The following is a 17,409-nucleotide window of genomic DNA, read 5'->3' as shown; positions in this document are numbered from 1 at the left end:
TATTTCCCCTCCAGATTGAGTAAATTATGATTTCCGAGTTGTTTAGTCGGCATTAATACTTTCATCTTATCAATGCGCTTACAGGTTGTCAACCACATTTTCACAGCTGCCTATTGAAATTGGGGGTCAATAATCTTAACGCCCCATTTATTCCGAATACTAACGATAAAATCTTTCAAAGGAGGCGCTTCTTGCAGCGCAAGCTCTCTTCGCACATTTTCGCGGATAAAGGCACGATCAGGGTTCGCTTTCTCTCTCCGATTTTTCAGCTTCACAATCGCAAAGCCTTGCTGCATAGGAACAGGTTTGCTTACTTCTCCAACCTTCAATTGTTTAGCCGCTTCTAAAACAGGTGCTGCGACAAAGGGATCGTCCCCTTCTATCCAACCTAAATCTCCGCCGCTGTTATTGGTCGCATCATCCAGGGAACGATCTCTGGCTAAAATCGCAAAATCCTCGCCTTTAGCCAATTCCGCTAATACCTTATTGGCCTGCTCTTTCGTGGACACAATAATTTGCTGGATATTATATTCCGTCTCCTGCTTGAACTCATCGGGATGCGTCTTGATATATTCATCTACAATGGCATCGGAAATGACAACATTTCTAGTTGCAAGCTTTTCTAATAGAAGCTTATTGCTCACATCTTCTCTAATTTCTTCCTTAGACATCCCCAATTGGTTCTTCATGGAAGCATAAAACTGATCTTCACTCTCGTACCCCTGTTGCATACGCCTCAATTCACGTTCGATTTCCGCGTTTCCAATGGTCGTTCCCGATTCGCTTCCTTCCAGACGTATCGCTTCACGATCCAGCATCTGATTGAGCAGCTCAGTACCATAATGACGTTCTAGCGCCTTCTGAAGCTCTTGAATGGTTATTTCACGGCTTCCAATTGTTGCTACTACCCGCTCTTTGTCCTGCTCACCCCGCTGCTGCGGCTCAGGTGGTTGAGTGGGTTCCGGTTGGTTCGTGGAACGGGCGATCAACAAGGAAGTGAGCACAAGAATACATACGGCCAGCATGCCGATGACTCCCCACAATCGCTTTACGTTCCGCATCCTAATTCCCTCTTTGCTTCCATAATCCTGTTGCTCTACAGGTCGATCATCCGCTGCAAATCTTCACGATCATATCGATAAGCTTCATTGCAGAAATGGCACACCACTTCGGCAAAGCCATCATCGTCAAGAATTTCTTGTAATTCAGCCTTGCCTAAGGAGATCAATGTTTGCTCTACCCGTTCACGACTGCATTTGCAGCGAAATTTAACATCCATCTGATCCATGATCTGTACGGAAGGAAGTACGGTTTGCAAAATTTCCTCCAAATTGAGCCCGCCATCCAGCATGCTCGTGAACGAAGGAATACGAGCGAGCATATCTTCAATCTCACCAATCTCCTCGTCAGTCAACCCCGGAAGCAGTTGGATCACGAATCCGCCTGAAGCTTTAATAGAATGATCTCTATCGACGAGAACCCCGAGTGCTACGGCTGAAGGCGTTTGCTCAGACTTAGCAAAATAATACGTGAAATCCTCCGCCAATTCCCCGGAGATGATAGGTACACTGCCCTTGTAAGGCTCTTTTAACCCTAAATCTTTCGTTATGTATAAAAATCCTTCCGTACCGACGGCAGCCGAGACATCCAGCTTTCCGCTCGCCTTGAGAGGCGGATCAACTAGCGGATTATCCACATAGCCGCGAACCTCACCCTTAGCGTTCGCATCGACCACGATTTGGCCGATCGGTCCGTCGCCTTTCACTTGTATGATGAGATGTTCTTCGCCCTTCAGCATAGCTCCCATGAGAAGTCCTGCGGCAGCCGTTCTTCCTAAAGCCGCGGTAGCTGTCGGCGTCGTTTGGTGTCTGCGGCTGAGTTCTTCGGTAATGGCGGTCGTTTGCACCGCAAAGGCACGGACTTTTCCATCGAGTGCAGTTCCTCGTATCAAATAATCACTCATGTTGGTTCCTTTCTTGAACAACGTTATGCATTTTTTTCGTAGATCATTTGTAAGCCTTGCAGCGTTAATAGCGGGTTCACGATCTGAATGGTACGAGATTCGCTTGAAATCAACTCCGCCAATCCTCCTGTAGCAATAACTGTCGGATTCACATTGAATTCTTGCTTCACGCGTTCCACGATGCCGTCTACTTGACCGACGTATCCGAAAATAATCCCGGCTTGCATCGCAGCAACGGTATTGCGGCCGACGACGCTTTTGGGTTTAACGAGCTCAATCCTCGGCAGCTTTGCCGCCTTTTGGTACAATGCTTCGGTAGAAATCCCGATCCCTGGCGCGATTGCACAACCTACGAGCTGCTGCGAAGGATCAATGTAGTCATAGGTGGTCGCCGTACCGAAGTCGACGATGATACAAGGAGCACCATATAGTTCAAGCGCAGCAACTGCGTTGACGATCCTGTCCGCACCTACCTCCTTCGGATTGTCGACACGTACATTGAGCCCAGTCTTGATACCGGGACCAACAACGTATGGCGTTCTTTTTAGATAGTGTAAGCAAAGGTTTTCCAATACATTCATAAGCGGAGGTACAACGGATGAGATAATGATGCCTTCTATTTGTGAGAAGGAGATTCCTGAATGCTGAAATAAGCTGTGCAGCAGCATCCCGTATTCATCTACCGTTGCAGATCGATTCGTGCTGATCCGCCAGTGGTGCAGCAGTGTACGTTCCCGGTATAACCCGAGCACGATATTGGTATTCCCTACATCGACGACAAGAATCATAGCGCTGTCCCCTTCCGCTCATTCAAGTCGAGACTAATGTCTAGCGCTGTTACGGAATATGTAAGCCTTCCTACAGAAATGACGTCGACACCTGTTTCAGCCATCCGTTTGATGGTCTGTGGTGTTACTGAACCCGAACCTTCTACTACAATATGCGGCGCTTTGGTTTTAATTATTGAAACCGCTTCTTTCATCTTTTCGGGCACCATGTTATCGAGCATGATAATGTCCGCGCTTGCCGCTAAAGCTTCGTGGAGCTGGTCGAAATTCTCCACCTCCACTTCAATCTTCATCGTATGCGGGATCTGCATGCGTGCCGCTTGAATTGCCTGCGTAATGCCACCGGAACCTTTAATATGGTTATCCTTAATCATGACAGCATCATATAGACCAAACCGGTGGTTATGGCCGCCGCCAACACGTACTGCATATTTCTCCAGCAACCTGTGCCCTGGGGTTGTTTTCCTTGTATCCACAAGCCGGGTCGGAAGACCTTCCAGCGCCTCGACAAACTCATATGTCTTGGTCGCGATACCTGACAAGCGCTGCATGAGATTAAGGCTCAATCGTTCTCCAAGCAAAATGCTTCGCGTTTTCCCCTCAACTTCGGCTAATACGGTCCCTTTCTTAACAGACGATCCTTCCACTGCTTTGGTTTCAAAGCGAAGCGTTGGGTCAACAACGTTGAAAACCTCTTTGGCAATCGGCAATCCGCAAAGTATCCCGTCTTCTTTGACGTGGATAATCCCTTTGGACTCGTGCTCCAAAGGGATTGTTGTCAGGGTTGTTACATCACCCGTGCCGATATCTTCTTCCAGCCACAGACGAATATTTTTACGAATGAGCTCCATATTTAAATCCAGCATATTATATCCACTCCTCAACCCTATCTTCCCCGCGCTTGAAAACTATATGCTTTTTCCAATGCAGGTCGTCTCGTCCCGGGAAATCTTCGCGGTAATGGCCGCCGCGGCTTTCCTCGCGCTGCAGAGCAGCTGTTGTTGTTAACAATGCGCAATTGAGCAAGTTTGCGAACTCATAATCCTCGCGTTTGGTCATTTGCGTCTCGTAGATCGACAACTGCCGCGCTAATTCGTCGTATCCTTTTTGCAAGCCTTTGGCTGTGCGCTTCAGTCCTGCATAGCGGAGCATGGTTTTCTGCAATTTCAGCTTCTTCTCGACAACGGCTTGCTTCGGGCTTTCGGTCCTGGGCGACTCCGCCCGTAAGGTAGGATTGCCGGTTAGAGGCGGCAGCTCTTGAATACGCTCGATGATGCGTCTGCCGAAAACGATAGCTTCGGAGAGCGAATTGCTTGCCAAGCGGTTAGCGCCATGCACGCCCGTAGAAGATACCTCGCCGCAGGCAAAGAGCCGACGTACGGCAGTCTCTCCGTGAAGGTCGGTTTTTACGCCGCCCATCATATAATGAGCAGCCGGTGCAACCGGAATCCAGTCCGTGGTCATATCCAGACCATAATTCAAACAGTATTCATAAATCGTCGGAAAACGATGTTTAATGAGTTCTTCCGTTTCGTGCGTAATGTCCAGATACACAAAAGTAGATTTATTGTTCTCAATCTCATCGACGATAGCCCGGGCAACTACATCTCTTGGCGCTAGCTCTAATTGAGGATGGTAGCGCTCCATGAAGCGCTCTCCTTTAATGTTGCGCAAATAGGCTCCCTCGCCGCGCACCGCTTCGGAGATGAGAAAGCGCGGAGCGCCGGGATAGCACAGAGCCGTCGGATGGAATTGGATAAATTCCACATCTTGAATGTGCGCGCCGGCGCGATAAGCAATGGCAATACCATCCCCGGTGGCAATGTCGGGATTGGTGGTATAGCGGAACAGCTGCCCCGCCCCGCCGGAGCAAAGAATCGTTGCGTTGCCGCGGACATAGACCCGCTGGCCGTCCGGCTTTTGCACGAGTGCGCCGAAGCACTCGCCGTCCTGTGTTATCAGGTCGATCACAAAGTGATCGTCCCAAATCTCAATATTCGGATCCAGCTTCGTGCGCTCCGATAGGGCTCGTACAATCTCGGCGCCCGTGGCGTCGCCGTGTGCATGCAAAATACGGCGCTGACTGTGAGCGCCTTCCTTCGTTAAAGCGAACTCCCCGTTCTCTAAGTCGAACTGGGTACCCATACGGATTAGGTCCTGTACGCCGTTAGGCCCTTCATGGACCAGCACATCGACGGCTTCGGGAGAACAGAGGCCTGCCCCAGCAATAAGCGTATCCTCTTTATGATATTCCGGCGAATCCTCGTCGGAGATGACCGCGGCTATGCCCCCTTGGGCATAGCGTGTGTTGCTGTCAAGGAGCGACTTCTTTGTGATCATCAGCACTTTTTTGGTTTCACTTGCGCGAAGGGCGGTGAACAATCCTGCGATCCCTGCGCCAATGACGATCACATCTGTATGTACATGAGGAATGGAATCTAAATCTATATCTACAAGATATCTAGGAATCATGCCGCTTCACCTGTTTCATACGAAATTCCCCCGCAAAGTAATAATTACCTTTGCGGGGACCCCAAACCTAAATTACCCCACAAAGTGACGAAGACCTTCGAAGCTTATTCCGGGTACTTTGCGGGGACCCCAAACCTAAACAAGAGAGTAGCGCATGCTACTTAACTTGTAACATGCGCTCTAAGGACAATCTTGCTTTATTAGCTACATCTTCCGGTACATAGATTTCTGGCTGCATCGTCTCTAAGGCTTTAACAATCTTCTTCAGGTTATTAACTTTCATATTCGGGCAAACCAAGTATTTCGTAGCAAAATGGAATTGCTTATTCGGGCTGTCTTTACGAAGCTGGTATCCTGTACCATCTTCTGTTCCGACAATGAATTCCTGGCAGTCGGACTCACGGCAGTATTTGATAATAGCCGTCGTACTGCCTACGAAATCGCCTAGTTTCACAACTTCCGGACGGCATTCTGGATGAACGACGAACTGCGCATTCGGATACTGTGCCCGCATTTCTTCTACATCTTTAACGGTTAGCATATCATGCGTGTTGCAATAACCTTCCCAGATGATGATCTTTTTGTTTGTGAATTTTGATACATAGTCACCTAAATTTTTATCCGGTACCCAGATGATTTCATCCGAATCGACGGATTCGATAACTTTAATTGCATTGGCAGACGTACAGCAAATATCGGTTTCGGACTTCACCTCAGCTGAAGTGTTAATGTAGGCTACCACTTTGGCATTCGGGTGTTGACGCTTCAAAGCGCGAAGACCTTCTACATTAACCATATCGGCCATTGGACAACCGGCTCTTTCATCCGGGATAATGACCGTCTTGTTGGGAGCCAATATCTTGGCGCTTTCCCCCATGAAATGCACACCGCAGAATACAATAACATCCGCGTCAGTTTCTGCCGCCTTCTGCGCAAGCAAGAAGGAATCCCCCCGGAAATCGGCAACCTCTTGAACTTCGTCTCTCTGATAATAATGAGCAAGAATGATGGCATTGCGTTCTTTCTTCAGCTGCAGCAACCGCTCTTTAAGTTCGCGATTCTGCTCGGCTTTTCTTTCTAAAGCCAGAGCTTCCATGAATGGTTCCTCCCCTATGTGGGACATAGAATATACTTGCTGTCTATCTAATGATTAGTATGATCAAATAGCTCTAAAATTAGAGATTTACAACTAATTTACACATATCCGCATCCCCTGTCAATGCGCAAATCCACCGAAAAAACCAGAAAATCCGGGTACACCTAACGTGTACACCGGATTTACGACTTGCCCTTGCATGTTACTCTTCGGATTGATCCGAATTGGACTTCGAATCCTTCTCTTTATCTTTGTCAAACTCGAGCTTGTTGCTTTCGTTCTCATGGCTTTGAACTTGGATGTTCACTTTGAGCTCATCGTCTTCAGCGCCTGCATCCAGTTTGCCTTTTTCCAACAAAGCGATAATGTCATCTTTGTCGAGCGTTTCTTTCTCGAGCAGCGTTTTCGCGATCAGATGAACCTGATCCGCATGCTCGGTCAGAATTTGGCGAGCTTTTTCATAACAGCCACGGATCATATTCTGCATTTCTTGGTCGATTTCGTAAGCAATCGCGTCACTATAGTTCTGCTCATGTCCGATATCGCGGCCCAAGAATACTTGGCCTTGGACATTGCCAAACTGCATCGGTCCGAGCTTATCACTCATACCGAACTCCATAATCATACGGCGAACGATACCTGTAGCTTTACGGAAGTCATCGTAGGCCCCTGTTCCAATTTCACCAATGTAAAGTTCCTCTGAAACACGACCGCCCAGAAGCCCAGTTACCTTATCCAGCAGTTCTGTCTTCGTCTGGACTAAACGATCTTCGCCTTCTTTGGGCAGCATCATCACATAACCGCCGGCGCGACCGCGTGGAACGATCGTAACTTTGTGCACCATGTCCGCATTCTCGGCGTAGTAACCGATAATTGCGTGTCCGGCTTCGTGATAAGCGACAATGCGTTTCTCACGATCACTAATGATTCGGCTTTTCTTCTGCGTACCGACAATGACGCGGTCGAACGCTTCTTCAATTTCGTCCATCGAAATATCTTTGCGGTTGCGGCGAGCAGCAATCAAAGCTGCTTCATTCAACAGATTTTCGAGGTCAGCACCTGTGAATCCAGTTGTATAGCGGGATAGTGCATCCAGCTTCACATCTTTCGCCAGAGGCTTGTTGCGTGCATGTACTTTCAGTACCGCTTCACGACCTTTGACATCCGGACGGTCTACCGTGATTTGACGGTCAAAGCGTCCCGGACGCAAGAGTGCAGGGTCCAGAATATCCGGGCGGTTCGTTGCAGCGACGATAATAATGCCTTCGTTCGCACCGAAGCCGTCCATTTCTACGAGCAATTGGTTGAGCGTTTGTTCACGCTCGTCATGGCCGCCGCCTAAGCCGGCGCCGCGCTGACGACCCACTGCGTCAATCTCATCGATAAAAATAATACAAGGTGAGTTCTTTTTCGCATTCTCGAACAGGTCGCGCACACGGGATGCACCGACACCGACGAACATTTCGACGAAATCAGAACCTGAGATACTGAAGAACGGCACGCCGGCTTCGCCAGCGACAGCTCTTGCAAGCAACGTTTTACCGGTACCCGGAGGCCCGTTAAGCAGAACCCCCTTCGGAATTCTCGCGCCTACGGCTGCGAATTTCCGCGGATCTTTGAGGAATTCAACAACCTCAACGAGTTCCTGCTTCTCTTCGTCAGCTCCAGCCACGTCTTCGAAGGTAACGCGTTTTTTCTCTTCATTATATAAGCGGGCACGGCTTTTGCCGAAGTTCATAACTTTACCGCCGCCACCTTGAGCCTGATTCAACAGAAAGAAGAACAGGATGAAGATGATGACAAACGGAATAATCGAGGTGAGGAAGCTAATCCATACGCTATCTCTCTCCATGGTTTCGTACTTTTCGTTAGGCACTCCATTGGCTTCAATCAGAGATACCACCAATGTATCGTATGGGGCATGCGTCTCAAAGGTCTTCTTGTCAGCACTTGGGGGCTTCGCGTACGTACCTCTAATCAGATACGTATAGCCATCGAATTTCAACGTTACAGACTCTACATTTTTATTCTGAACCTCTTGTCGGAACTTATCGTACGTGATTAGATCCTTTTGTTCGTTTTGGGTACTAATAAAATGAACGATACCGACCGTAACCAAAAATATAAGCAAATAAAAACCGGTATTCCGGATAATTCGATTCATCCCGGGCCTCCTCTCGAACGGCACACTTTTTTTATTTTACCACATCCCGGTAAAGCACTACAACAAAGCAGTGCGAACAAGCTTAGGGACATGACTAGCTGGTATAGATCTCTGGTTTTAATATGCCGATAAATGGTAGGTTCCGATATTTCTCCGCATAATCCAGACCATATCCGACAACGAATTCATCAGGAAGCACGTATCCTGAATAATCAGGCTCCAGCTCCACCGTTCTGCGCGCCGGCTTATTAAATAGAGCAACGACAGAAATCGATTTGGCATTGCGTCGCTCCAATACATCAATCAGATAACTCAGCGTTAAACCGCTATCGATAATGTCTTCCACAATAAGGATGTGACGACCTTCCACCGGAACATCGAGATCTTTGATGATCTTCACAACACCGGAAGATTTCGTGGATGCGCCATAGCTGGATACAGCCATGAAGTCGAGCTCCAACGGCACTTTAATCTGCTTTACCAGGTCAGCCATGAAGATGAAAGCCCCTTTAAGTACGCAGATGACCAGTGGGTTCTTCCCCTCGTAATCGATGCTAAGCTGCTCCCCTAATTCCTTGATTTTGTCTTGAATTTGCTCTTCGCTGTAAAGTACTTCTTGAATGTCGCTGTACAAGGATGAACCTCCTAGATTATATTATGAAACCTTATAAATTTACATTCTATAGGTTGTTTAAAAAGTCTGACAGCGGACTTATTAAACATTCATCTAAGCGAACGAAATTTATACCCCTACTTCAGCACTAGCTTCATATGAAGCACTCGTTCTGTTGCCGGCCCTACCAAAGCATGTCTTGACCTGCGAAAGCCCGCAATCCAGAGAATATGACCGGTTGCATCGACCAGCATAGGAATGACATCGCGCCGGCTTAAGGGTATTTTGGCATCAATGAACATATCTTTTACCTTTTTGGACCCGTTTAAACCATGAGGTTCCAATCGATCTCCCGCTTCGCGGCTCCGTACAAATAGCGGCAATTGAAGCTGATTCAAATCGAAATAGGCATCCATCGCAGTGGATGAATGGGTGGACGGATGATCCGAAGTTAAGCGGATTACCGAGTACTCGAGCCTGGCACCTGCTTCCGGAAGTTCCAGCCTGTTTACATTCAACTCGACTTGATGCCGATAAGGTCTTGGAGAAGGTGCAAACGACTGAAATTGAATGGCTTCATATTCTCTCACTATATAAAGCTGCTCATTCAATTCAAGAACTTGGTTGGAAACCTGATGCTGCAAGATCAACTCGCGAATCGACTCGACTTTGGCAAAATCCAGCCTATCCATGTCCAAACAAAGACAGTTTAATATTAGTTTAATCAAACGCCTTTGTAAAGCAACATGCAGTCCTGTAAAGTCGGACCTCTTCAAACGAGACACACCCAGCTGCTGAGCAACGATTTGGCGATAAATCTGCACGACTTCCTTTTCCAAATAGTCATCCTCGGCTCGCATTAGTTCCGTTAATCGGTTCAGCGACTCCGGGAGCTGCTCGTTATACTGTTTCAGCATCGGCATCACATCCAATCGAACCTGATTGCGAAAATACTTTCGCAGCTCGTTGCTGCTGTCTTGGCAATAGGCGATATCATGCTGGGCACAATACTGCACAAGTTCTGATTTGTATATACGTAGGAAAGGACGAATCAGTTCCACTTTTTTTTCAAGCCTTCTTTCCGGCATTCCAACCAGTCCGGATGGGCCCGTTCCACGAAGAAGACGCATCAGCACCGTCTCGGCTTGATCATCGGCATGATGTGCGAAAGCAATACGCTGAGCGCCGTGCCGATCCGCAACCTCATGCAAAAATGCGTAGCGTTTCTCCCGCGCCGCTGCTTGCCCGTTGAGCGAAGTTTCTACTATATAGGCAGGTACATCGATATCACCGATTTCATGTGGAAGCCCCATGTGAGATGCAAGATCCGCCACGAATACAGCTTCAGCATCCGATTCCGCCCCGCGAAAGCGATGATTCACATGAGCCACAATCAATTTCCAGCCATAGCGGTCCGAAAGCGCAAATAGGACATGAAGCAGCGCGACAGAATCAGGTCCGCCTGATACTGCGACGACAACCCCATCTCCCGGATGAATGAGCTGTTCTTGGATGATTCTATATTCCACCTTGGCAACAAGGTTTGTGTCCATTCGCCAGTCCTTTCTATTGCTTCATCCTTTTACTACCAATATATATAGACAGTTGCCCCGAAAATAAACAACGAGGCTGCGAAGCATATTTTGAGCCATGGCAGCTTGAGCGGTGACGGGGCCAGCTTTTTACCTGCAACGAGGCTCCTCCAATATTGATAAGCTTCCCGGGAGGTTTTCAGCTGTCCGTTCAATGCTTGATGAAGAAAAGGCGCGATACGAACCGCAACCGGATTTTCTTTGATGATCGCATACAGTTGTTCAATTTCCCGATTTTGCGGCAGCGACTTCGATAGAGCAGCTAATCGGTTTTTTTGATCCAGCGCTTTTATGAGTAAAATAGCAAATGAGAACAAGTCATAACTTTCATCCGCAACCCGCTCCCCCGCCTTCCAAAAGCCTCGGTCATAGACCTCCGTCAATTGCTTGATGGCTCTGCCTTTGGGCGTCACACCGCCAAAATCAATCAGGTCCACGTCTCCATAATTGGAAACAATCATATTCTCAATCTTCAGATCGCCGAACACGTAGCCGCTTTTATGCAGCTCGGTCAGCTTCTTGAGAAGGTTAGACCCAATAACATAGATCCATTCTTTACCCCACTTATGTAAAAAATCAGAGATGTTCATCCCCTCAATGTACCGCATGACAAAAAAAGGAACTTCCTTGCCCTGTACGATCATATCGTCTACATCGATCAAAAAGCCCTTGAACGACGTTGATGTAAGAGATAACGCGTGAAGCGAATTAATTTCGAATTGATGATCCACCGTTTCACGCCCTGCCTTGAGCGCAAATCTGACCGTTCCTCTGCGTACGAGCGCGACAACTCCGTTAGAACCAGCACCTAATAAACGTTCGACCACGTACACGCGACCGTTCCATTTTCCTTGGATTTCTGATCCTGGACGAAAGGCGTCCTCATACCACGTAGTCACTCAGCATCCCATCCTCGGCCGGTTGTGAGAAAGGCTTGTCCGCCACGAACTGCAGCGTTTGCAGCAAGGCCGGACCTGTCGGTGTTGTACCCTTCATGTTTATTTTATAGAACATCTTGTCGAGATTTGCAAGCTCATTTGTCCAATTGAGATCCATCTCGAGCTCGGCATCACGGTTCTTGGCAGATGGAAAATGGAACACAGCCAGTTCGCTCTTGCCCGAGCGGGCACGGAGACTTAACAGTAAATCATGAATAGCCTCACGTACGGCCGCCAGCTTGGGCTTCATGCTTGCACTAGCATCTATCAACAGAGCTACCCTTAAGGAAGAAGTTTCGCTCATATCATCTATCACTTGAACGACCTCAGCTCGCTGCTGAGGCGGCAGTTGTTCGAGCTGCGCGTGGCCCAGGATGCTTTGCAATTCTTTGCCGACCGCATGCTGGATCGTTGCGGATACGGTTTTACGCGTCATCATCTGAACCGTCTGTGACAGTTGAGCTGAATTTACAATCCTGCTCATACCGCCTCCGGCAGCAGCAATCTCTCTAATTTCTTCAGACCCTAGCATTCCTAATTCGCCTTGATCAATAACGCCGATGACGTTGACTGTAATACCTTCCGCATGCGCTTGAGCCGCCGCAATTACCGGACTAACTCCTACGTTCGAACATCCATCTGTAATTAGTAAAATCTGTTTCATCATGCAATTAGCCTCCCTGATACCAGACAAGATTAGCTTTCTAGCAGCTACCTTCCTAGCATTCCCATTTGCGAGAGCGTCTAATCATAGGGCAGGGAAGATATGGATATATCGCGTGAAGTCGATCCGTTAGCCCGGCACATGCGAAAAAGCAGTAACAGCTCCCCTGCTGTTACTGCTTTTTTACCACATAAGAAAGTACAAGTTTTCGGTTCCAGAAAAACACTTTCCTATTAGCGATAAAACCTGCCGCCTTATTGGGGTCCCCGCAAAGTATTCGGAATTTGCTTCGAAGGATTACTTCACTTTGTGGGGTAGAAGAGCGGTCGCCATCATTGAATAGCCTCGATAGAGGTTTTCTCACATATGCTAACTGACCGTCTTCGGACGCTCCATACGTGTAACTCCCGGCCAGCGGAACGTCGCCCATTCCGGTTGATGTTTTTCCACGCGCGCTACAACAACAGTCATATCGTCTTGGACTTCGCCATGGTGGTAGCGGAAAATCCGCTCTAGTAAGCAGTCCGCGAAGTCCTGCGGCGTTGTCGTATCGATCTCCTGGATCATGCGCTTCATCCACATCTCTTTATTGACTGCAGGGCCAGGCGCATCGTAGATGCCGTCTGTCATCATAATAAGGATATCCCCGGACTGAAGCGGAATCGAGACGAGATCGACATCAATATCTTGTAGGATCCCTACCGGTAAGTTATTCGCCGAGATGGAAATCACCTCACTGCCCCGCTTAATAAAACTCGGCGTCGAGCCGATTTTCATGAACGTCGTGTTCGCACTGTACATGTCGATCAAAGCCATATCGACAGTCGCGTACATCTCATCGGAAGAGCGCAGCATCAGCACCGAATTGAGCGACTTGATCGCGAGCTTCTCGTCCATGCCCGACTGCAGCAGCTGCTGCAGGATGTTCAGCGCCGTCGAGCTCTCCGCCCGTGCGCGCTCGCCATTACCCATGCCGTCACTGAGCGCAACGGCAAACTTGCCGTTGCCCAGCTCGACCGTGGAGAAGCTGTCGCCCGAGAGCAGATCGCCGCCTTTGGCCGCGCCGGCGATACCGGTCTCCACCTCGTATTCTTTGGCGGAGCCGAAGACGACCGTGCTGTAGCCCTCGCCGCGCTCGTGCATCTCCTCCCGTTTCACGGCGACGTTCTCGCCGAGAATTTCGCTAAGAAGCGGCGCAATGATTTTGCGGCATTCATCGAAACCCTTCGTATACTGATGAATGATTTCGATTTCGACATTACCTTCGTCTAAGGAAATAATGTCGATGGTGTGAATGGACAAGCCCAGCTCCTCTAAGGCGCTGCGGATTTGCTCTTCCTGGAAGTACAGCTCCTGCCCTTCGCGTTTGATCTCCTTGGCCAGATCCTCCATGACCTGCGATACTCCCGAAAGTTGATCCGCTACGAGCTGGCGGCTGTCGAGAATTTGCTTTTTCCAATGCATATCATTCTTATAAAGGCCGTATTGACTCTTCATCACATCCAAGACTTGATCGGTACGGGTGCATATTTTTTTCCATTCCTGCGGGATATCCTTCTTCGTCATTTCCTCCTTTGACTCAATACTCGTCATCATATCCGTCATATACGTATACGTCTGGTAAAACTTCTGATCCCAGCACTGATTTTTTTTCCAGCACGTATCACAGGTTTTATGGGCAACGGCATTCATGAAATGCCCCACATCTTCCTCTCTGCGGCTTTCCGCATTCTCCGTCGTTAATTGCTTAAAGCTGCGAGCCAGCTGACGAAAAACTTCTGAAAATTGTTCCACGCGACCTGCGGTCACATCCCTAACGCGCTTGGCATAATCTTGTTGGGATTTCAAATTTTCCTGCGTACCAGGCACATATTTAGCCAAGGCTTGAACGAGGCTGCGCGGAGTTAACAAGAAGAGCGCCACGGCCGCAAGGGATTCCCATGTGGAATTAATCACATCCACGCTAGTCCCCATATAGAACGAGAGAATCGAGGAGCCCAGCAGCATACCGAATGCGACAGCAAGCCGGTTGCCTTCCTTCAGAAGTCCCGCCAGCATGCCCGAGAAAGCTAACAAGCTCATCTGATAGATCGCATTGCTATTCGCCAAGCTCAAGATGAGCCCGGTAATAACGCCGACCGAAGCACCGAATGGGGCGCCTCCGACCAGTGCGAAGAGCAAAATTAAGTAACGGGATAGGACATGTTCCACGGTAACCGGACCGACGGCCCAGCTTACCGTACCCGTCATCACAGAAGCTAGCAGGATGATGAGACAGATGATTTCTTCGTGTTTCAAATGATAGTTTTTACGGTTCAGTGTAAATACAGGCACCGCTTGGATGAAAATCAGTGTGAGCACGAGCGACAACAGCGATTCCACCCCGATCATCATGACGGAGTACCAGCTCAGGTTGGACACAACAAGTGCTGCAAATAATTGAACCAGGAACGTGGCGCTAAACACCTGAAGCGGAGCTAATGAGACATCGGACCGTTCATATTTCTCGCAAGCCTTTTGTATGAGCAAAAAGACAATCATCTCTGTCACAATGTAGCCCGTATGGGCCTGCAGCGATAACAAACTGCCCGCAAATATAGCAACACCCACCCAATGCAGTAAATCTCTTCTCGTAAAATAAATAACCGCGAAAAACGCCAACGCAAATGGAGACAGCTGTTCGAGAATCATAGCTCGTCCAAGCAAAAAACCCATCACAATGAGCAGCAGCGCCCATTTCTTGGCAACGAATGCTTGTACGAACCGATTTTCTACCGCTGAGCTATAAGCGCTCGTTTTCGCTTTTTGCCAAAACCCCGTCCATTGCCCGCCGATCGCTGTGACTACGCTTTTTCTTTGCATCTCTTGAACACCTTCCATTTCCTCGATATTGTTTCTCTAGTATAGAGACAATCTAGCAGAAAGTTTGTCAGAATGAGTTGGTAGATTCAAAGAAATTTCCGACAAGCCGCGGCGGCTTTGTCATCTTGCTTCAGCCCTTGCCTAGTCTTGCCTCGCGGAGATCTGAGTATCACGAAAAGTCTGATTGACCCGAACTATCGTCCCTCGGATGAGGGAGATACCCGTAAATTGATGTCGATTGATACAAAGCGTACTACACATAATGGGCCAAACATGGAAACATCGAACGAAAAAACCACATCCGCCTATGCGAATGTGGTTCGGTGCTTGTATATTAATCTCTTCTTCCGCCTCGGCCACCGCGTTTGGACTCGGTGTTCTTCTTGAGAGACGAAATCCGCTCTTCACTGTCTTTTAGGAAACGGGACATTTTATCTTCGAACGAAAATGGTCTGGCTCCGCCTTGCTGCTTATTAAAGCCGCCGCGTCCACCGCCACCGCCGCCACGGTTGAAACCACCGCCGCCTGGTCGGCCGCCGCCTGGACCACCGCTTGGAGGGCCGCTGCGCTCTCCACCGCCTGGTCGTCCTTGGAAACCTGGACGATCTCCGCTTGGACGCCCTTGATAGCTGCCACCTTGTCGTTCAGGACGAGCTGGTCTTTCCTCAACTGGCTTATCAATCGTCTGCTTGATTGACAGTCCGATCTTGCCATCCTTGTCCACGTTAATCACTTTGACCGTTACTTTGTCATCAAGCTTTAAATGGTCATTAACGTCTTTCACATAATTGTCCGCGATCTCTGAGATGTGAACAAGACCGGTAACTCCTTCAGCAAGCTCGACGAATGCTCCAAAGTGAGTAATCCCCGTCACTCTTCCCTCTAACTTGGTGCCCACTTCAATTGCCATAAAGTAAAATGTTCCTCCCTTAAAATGTTGAAAACACTGGCTACGCCGATTATAACCGATGCAGAAACCACGGTCAACAAGGCATTTGCCCGCTTCTGCAACCTAACTATTATTGCGACTTCGAGACACTTAAAGGCGTCTCTCCGTTTTTCGTATAATGGAAATCTCTGCGAATGATTTGTTCCAAATATTCATCGTCATGAAGTCGTGACAATTCTTTCTTCGTTTGATCATTCAATTTACCCGCCTCTACGAGCTGCTGTTCCAAGTTGGCTACGACACTACGCTTTTCATGCAGCTTAGCGAATTGGCCCCAGATGTTAACGCCTGCCCAACTCATAAAACACAAAACAAAGATCATCAGAAAACGAAGTCTTCGCTTAGACCCTTTGCTGCTGCTTTTGGATGGAACGGTTGCTTGAGCTTGCATGAATAAGTATGCCCTCCTACTTTGAGAATAGCCTGCGATAGATCGCGACGATTTTCCCGGACAGCTTCTTGAGCCAAGCGGGAATCACGAAATATTTATGCAATGGCCGAGTCATCCAGAGGAGTAGTCTCCACACAGGATACAGCAATTGTAGCACAATTTTATACAGGAATATAGCTACAGCTACCAAAAAACCTAAAATTATCACCGTTAGACGATATAAACCAATAATCGGCTTAATAATGAAAAGTTCGACAACCCTGCGGAAAAACCGGTATATCGCAATGACAATCCGGATTACAAGCAGCGTCAAGCGGATGACCCAAAGGCTGAGCAGCGCAAAATAAAAGCATATGCCAATCCCAATACCCAAAAAAACGAACACGCGAAGCTGCCCTTCGTTACTGTAAACAAGCAGTCGGAAAACAAGGATTGTCGCCACAATCCAAAACATAATATCAATGAGCGGAATCGTCCAACGAGGCAAGCGCAGCTTGCCTGAAAGAACACGAAACACATCGAAAATCGCACCTAAAGCAATTCCGCTCAGAATCATCATGAAGATCGTATAAAATTGGACATTCAAGGTCACTTGAACAGCTTACCTAAAAATCCCTTGGATTTCTCCTGGGAGCTTCCATCCACATAAGCCAGTTCATTAACCAATCCTTCTATGGCGACTAACCCTTGCTCCAAGCTCAAATTCTTGATGTGCAAATTCTGCCCTTTAATCATCAAGTAGCCCATTTCCGTCTCCAGGAGGAACTCTTCACTGTCAAAGCTTTCTACGTTCAAAACTCCGGAGATCTCCAAGAGCTTGCGATTCAACATTTTGATTTCCTGCCGCTTGTTACTGTTTTTCACGGGATCAACCATGGCCTGTACCCCTCCTTCATCTATCACTACGATATGGAGGG

Annotated in this window: 16 protein-coding genes; all 16 read right to left on the bottom strand. The window is 48.3% G+C overall.

All coding sequences use genetic code 11. The annotated features are described in order from the left end of the window. Positions 1 to 110: 110 nt before the first annotated feature. The 16 genes from ICC18_RS31310 to yabP all read right to left on the bottom strand — a co-directional run bounded on the left by ICC18_RS31310 (position 111) and on the right by yabP (position 17,368). The gene (locus tag ICC18_RS31310) at positions 111 to 1,061 is read right to left on the bottom strand and encodes a peptidylprolyl isomerase (RefSeq protein ID WP_188178337.1); all 951 of its coding nucleotides are present in this window, start codon (positions 1,059 to 1,061) and stop codon (positions 111 to 113) included. Positions 1,062 to 1,096: 35 nt separating this feature from the next. Next, positions 1,097 to 1,963 (bottom strand): Hsp33 family molecular chaperone HslO, encoded by an 867-nt coding sequence (hslO, locus tag ICC18_RS31305; protein WP_188178336.1) that lies wholly within the window; start codon positions 1,961 to 1,963, stop codon positions 1,097 to 1,099. A gap of 23 nt (positions 1,964 to 1,986) precedes the next feature. Continuing rightward, entirely contained in the window at positions 1,987 to 2,751 is a 765-nt protein-coding gene (locus ICC18_RS31300; RefSeq protein WP_188178335.1) for a type III pantothenate kinase, read from the bottom strand. Then, a complete protein-coding gene (gene nadC / locus ICC18_RS31295) occupies positions 2,748 to 3,617 on the bottom strand; it encodes a carboxylating nicotinate-nucleotide diphosphorylase (RefSeq protein WP_188178334.1) in 870 nt (289 codons plus the stop codon). Before nadC ends, ICC18_RS31300 begins: the two co-directional genes overlap by 4 nt. 1 nt (position 3,618) lies before the next feature. After that, a complete protein-coding gene (gene nadB, locus ICC18_RS31290; RefSeq protein WP_188178333.1) occupies positions 3,619 to 5,223 on the bottom strand; it encodes an L-aspartate oxidase in 1,605 nt (534 codons plus the stop codon). A 157-nt stretch (positions 5,224 to 5,380) separates the two neighbouring features. Then, the gene (nadA, locus tag ICC18_RS31285; RefSeq protein WP_188178332.1) at positions 5,381 to 6,319 is read right to left on the bottom strand and encodes a quinolinate synthase NadA; all 939 of its coding nucleotides are present in this window, start codon (positions 6,317 to 6,319) and stop codon (positions 5,381 to 5,383) included. 202 nt (positions 6,320 to 6,521) lie between these two features. Next, complete coding sequence (ftsH, locus tag ICC18_RS31280; protein WP_188178331.1) at positions 6,522 to 8,483, bottom strand: ATP-dependent zinc metalloprotease FtsH; 1,962 nt, start codon at positions 8,481 to 8,483, stop codon at positions 6,522 to 6,524. A 94-nt stretch (positions 8,484 to 8,577) separates the two neighbouring features. Further along, on the bottom strand, positions 8,578 to 9,117 hold the full coding sequence (hpt, locus tag ICC18_RS31275; RefSeq protein WP_188178330.1) for a hypoxanthine phosphoribosyltransferase: 540 nt from the start codon (positions 9,115 to 9,117) through the stop codon (positions 8,578 to 8,580). Positions 9,118 to 9,233: 116 nt separating this feature from the next. Then, positions 9,234 to 10,649 carry a tRNA lysidine(34) synthetase TilS gene (tilS, locus tag ICC18_RS31270; RefSeq protein ID WP_188178329.1) on the bottom strand — a complete coding sequence of 472 codons (1,416 nt, stop codon included), beginning with the start codon at positions 10,647 to 10,649 and terminating at the stop codon, positions 9,234 to 9,236. 32 nt (positions 10,650 to 10,681) lie between these two features. Continuing rightward, positions 10,682 to 11,587 carry a protein kinase domain-containing protein gene (locus ICC18_RS31265; protein WP_188178328.1) on the bottom strand — a complete coding sequence of 302 codons (906 nt, stop codon included), beginning with the start codon at positions 11,585 to 11,587 and terminating at the stop codon, positions 10,682 to 10,684. After that, the gene (locus ICC18_RS31260) at positions 11,571 to 12,290 is read right to left on the bottom strand and encodes a vWA domain-containing protein (protein ID WP_188178354.1); all 720 of its coding nucleotides are present in this window, start codon (positions 12,288 to 12,290) and stop codon (positions 11,571 to 11,573) included. The genes ICC18_RS31265 and ICC18_RS31260 overlap by 17 nt, the downstream gene beginning before the upstream one ends. A gap of 369 nt (positions 12,291 to 12,659) precedes the next feature. Further along, the gene (gene spoIIE, locus ICC18_RS31255; protein WP_188178327.1) at positions 12,660 to 15,152 is read right to left on the bottom strand and encodes a stage II sporulation protein E; all 2,493 of its coding nucleotides are present in this window, start codon (positions 15,150 to 15,152) and stop codon (positions 12,660 to 12,662) included. A 334-nt stretch (positions 15,153 to 15,486) separates the two neighbouring features. Beyond that, positions 15,487 to 16,062: a S1 domain-containing RNA-binding protein gene (locus tag ICC18_RS31250; RefSeq protein ID WP_188178326.1), complete on the bottom strand. Its 576-nt coding sequence runs from the start codon at positions 16,060 to 16,062 to the stop codon at positions 15,487 to 15,489. A 109-nt stretch (positions 16,063 to 16,171) separates the two neighbouring features. Next, a complete protein-coding gene (locus ICC18_RS31245) occupies positions 16,172 to 16,492 on the bottom strand; it encodes an FtsB family cell division protein (protein ID WP_188178325.1) in 321 nt (106 codons plus the stop codon). 16 nt (positions 16,493 to 16,508) lie between these two features. Then, the gene (gene yabQ / locus ICC18_RS31240) at positions 16,509 to 17,084 is read right to left on the bottom strand and encodes a spore cortex biosynthesis protein YabQ (protein WP_188178324.1); all 576 of its coding nucleotides are present in this window, start codon (positions 17,082 to 17,084) and stop codon (positions 16,509 to 16,511) included. After that, positions 17,081 to 17,368, bottom strand: coding sequence for a sporulation protein YabP (yabP, locus tag ICC18_RS31235; protein ID WP_188178323.1), 288 nt, complete (start codon positions 17,366 to 17,368; stop codon positions 17,081 to 17,083). The genes yabQ and yabP overlap by 4 nt, the downstream gene beginning before the upstream one ends. Positions 17,369 to 17,409 lie beyond the last annotated feature (41 nt).

The organism is Paenibacillus sedimenti, from assembly GCF_014534655.1.
GTDB classification, from domain to species: domain Bacteria; phylum Bacillota; class Bacilli; order Paenibacillales; family NBRC-103111; genus Paenibacillus_E; species Paenibacillus_E sedimenti.
This window is presented reverse-complemented; position numbering and strand designations above follow the sequence as displayed.